The following is a 2829-nucleotide window of genomic DNA, read 5'->3' as shown; positions in this document are numbered from 1 at the left end:
GATAGAAATGCTCGCGGCCACGGAGCCCAACGAGTTCGATCACCTCGCGCGCCCGTGCCTCGCGTGTCGGCCGATCCTGCCCCTGGATGCTGAGCGGGAAGGCGATGTTCTCCAGCACGTTGAGATGCGGCAGCAGGGCAAAATTCTGGAACACCATGCCCATGCGGTGTCGTCGCAGCTCGATCAGCGCTGCATCCGAAATCTTCAGCAGATCCTTGCCTTCGAATTCGACCTTGCCGTGGGTCGGCTCGACCAGCCTCGACATGCAGCGCACCAGCGTTGACTTGCCGGAGCCCGACAGGCCCATGATGATGAAGATCTCGCCCTGGCGGATTTCGAGGTCGACGGCGCGCACCGCGCCGACAAGTCCGGCAGCTGTGACGTCGGCCATGCTGGCCTTGCCGTCGCGTTCGCGGATGAAATTGGCCGCGTTCGATCCGAACAGCTTCCAGACATTGCGGCAGGCAAGCTTTATCGGGCGGGCATCTTTTGGCGTGCCCGCCCCCTTGGCGCCCTGTTCAGTCTTGTCCGTCATTCAAACGTCCTTCTGGAGCACAAGAACCGAGGCCCGCCTGATCAACTGCCGGGTCTCATCTTCCAGTCGGAACGATCACTGCGCCCAGGCTTTCCAGTCGGCCTCGTGGGCGGCGATCCAGGCGGCGGCGACGTCTTCCGGCGTCTTGCCGCCGAGATCGATCTCGCCGCTCATCTTGTTGAGCTCGTCGGTGTCGACCGTGTAGGCCTTCGCCACCTTGTAGGCGACCGGCCATTTGTCCTTCATGCCGGCCCAGGAGTACTTCCAGATCTCGCCATGCGGCTTGCCGCAATCATATTTGGCGTCGGGGTTGGTGCCCCATTTCGGGTCGTTGTAGCACTCGGCCGTGTATTCGGGGAATTCAACCCATTCGCCCTTGTATTTGGCCGGCGCCCAATGCGGCGAATAGATCCACAGCATGATCGGCGCTTTGCGCTGATAGGCCGAGTCCAACTCGGCGAACATCGCCGCGTCGGTGCCGGCATGGATGACGGTGAAGGGCAGTTTCAGCGCTTCGACGCGCTCGTCGTCAAAGCCTTCCCATGTTACCGGGCCGCCGAGATAGCGCCCCTTCGGTGCGGTCTCCGCCGTCGAGAAGGCTTCGGCGCATTTCGGATCCTTCAGCGCTTCCCAGTTAGGCAGGCCGGGGCACTTCTCCTTCATGTATTCGGGAAACCACCATTCTTCCTTGGCCTTGGGGCCGAGCTTGCCCAGCCGTTCGGTCTGGCCTGTCGCATCGGAGGCCTTCATGGCCTCGCCGGCGGTCGTGTCCCAGAATTCCATGCCGACATCGAGATCGCCATTGGTGAGACCGGTGGTCAGGCTGGAGAGGTAGTCGGCGGTCGGATATTCGACGGTATAGCCGAGCTTTTCCAGGATGCCGCCGAGGATCTTGGCGTTGAGGTTGACGCTGGTCCAGTCGAACAGCGCGATCTTGATCGGATCGTTGGATTCCGGTGCGGCGGCTTGGGCGGAAGGTGTCAGCAGGCTTAATGTCGCGAGCGCGACGGCGCTCATCGAGAGTTTCGAGATCTGGCTGCGAAATGACATGCTTGTTCTCCTTCAAGCTGTGAAAATTATCGTTCGTTCCCTTCTTGCGGCTTTTTCTTGATTGTGTTGGAAAGACTGGTCTTTGCGCAAGACCGTCGGCGCCAAATTATTGCCCCGGCTTTGGCCAGTGCAGGCAAGATGGTGCTCAGTTCTGGTGATAATGGAACAGGATCGGAGTGTCGGCGTCATGACTGCCGACGGATCACTGAGGGAGCGGTCATCTGCGGATCGATTGCCAGTCCTGCGGCGCCCTGCAAGGTGCGAGCCATCAAGGTCGTATGATCTCGGCTACCCGCCTGGTAAGCCCCATCTCGCCAAGGCCGTTTCATAGGATGAAATTATATATACCAAGGTTCATGTCGCGCAACGACTAACGCTTCGCGAGACGTACAAATTCAGACTGCAGGCGAAGCTGAGCTCTTACCAGCAGACGTAGCCGCCATCGACAATCAGGTCGAGGCCGGTGACGAAGCTCGCTGCGCGGCTGGCGAGGAACACCGTCGGCCCGACCATTTCCTCCGGCGCCGCCATGCGCCCCATCGGCGTGTCGCGCTTGAAGATCTTCACCTCTTCCGCCACCTCTGGCCGCTTGTTCATCGGCGTCAGCGTGTAACCGGGACTAACCACATTGACGCGCAGGCCGCGATCGGCCCACTCCATGGCGAGGCTCCTGGACATGTGGATGACGGCGGCCTTCGAAGAGTTGTAGTGCGCCTGCGTCAGGCCGCGGTTGACGATGGTGCCCGACATCGAGGCGATGTTGATGATCGAGCCCTTGCCTCGCGCCAGCATCTTGCGCGCTTCGGCCTGACAGGACAGGAACACGCCGGCGACATTGACGTCGTGAACCTTCTGCCACGTCTCCAGCGGCATCGTCTCGGCGGGCTCGGAGCCGGCAATGCCGGCATTGTTGACGGCGACGGTGAGCGCACCGAGTTCGCTCTCGACGCGATCGATCGCCGTCGCGAGATCGCTCTGCGATGTCACTGTACCGGTCAGCACCAGCGCTTTGCGGCCGAGCGCCGTGATCCGGTGCGCGGTTTCGTCCAGCCCACCCTTCGATGCATGGCCGAAACAGGCGACGTCGGCGCCTGCCTCGGCCAGTCCGATCGCGATTGCCTGGCCGATGCCGCTGCCGGCGCCGGTGACCAGCGCGACATCGCCGTTCAGTTTGAAAAGATCCATCGAGTGCCCTCCCTGGCCCAGGGAGGGCACTCGATGGATCTTTTCAAACTGAACGGCGA

General features: G+C 61.6%; 3 protein-coding genes. All 3 read right to left on the bottom strand.

Going from position 1 to position 2829, the window contains the following annotated elements; genetic code table 11:
- Positions 1 to 535, bottom strand: a 535-nt coding sequence (locus EN939_RS28385; protein WP_127271027.1) for an ATP-binding cassette domain-containing protein, incomplete at its 3' end; no start/stop codon positions are given.
- Between the two features lie 75 nt (positions 536 to 610).
- A complete protein-coding gene (locus EN939_RS28380) occupies positions 611 to 1585 on the bottom strand; it encodes an ABC transporter substrate-binding protein (protein WP_127270272.1) in 975 nt (324 codons plus the stop codon).
- 420 nt (positions 1586 to 2005) lie between these two features.
- The gene (locus tag EN939_RS28375) at positions 2006 to 2770 is read right to left on the bottom strand and encodes an SDR family oxidoreductase (protein WP_127270269.1); all 765 of its coding nucleotides are present in this window, start codon (positions 2768 to 2770) and stop codon (positions 2006 to 2008) included.
- Positions 2771 to 2829: the final 59 nt, after the last annotated feature.

The sequence above is a fragment of the Mesorhizobium sp. M7A.F.Ca.CA.002.05.1.1 genome (assembly GCF_003998335.1).
Lineage (GTDB): Bacteria > Pseudomonadota > Alphaproteobacteria > Rhizobiales > Rhizobiaceae > Mesorhizobium.
This window is presented reverse-complemented; position numbering and strand designations above follow the sequence as displayed.

Excerpts from the sequence above, each read along its gene's own strand:
- EN939_RS28380 (WP_127270272.1), bottom strand. The coding sequence starts at position 1,585 with ATGTCATTTCGCAGCCAGATCTCGAAACTCTCGATGAGCGCCGTCGCG.
- EN939_RS28375 (WP_127270269.1), bottom strand. The coding sequence starts at position 2,770 with ATGGATCTTTTCAAACTGAACGGCGATGTCGCGCTGGTCACCGGCGCC.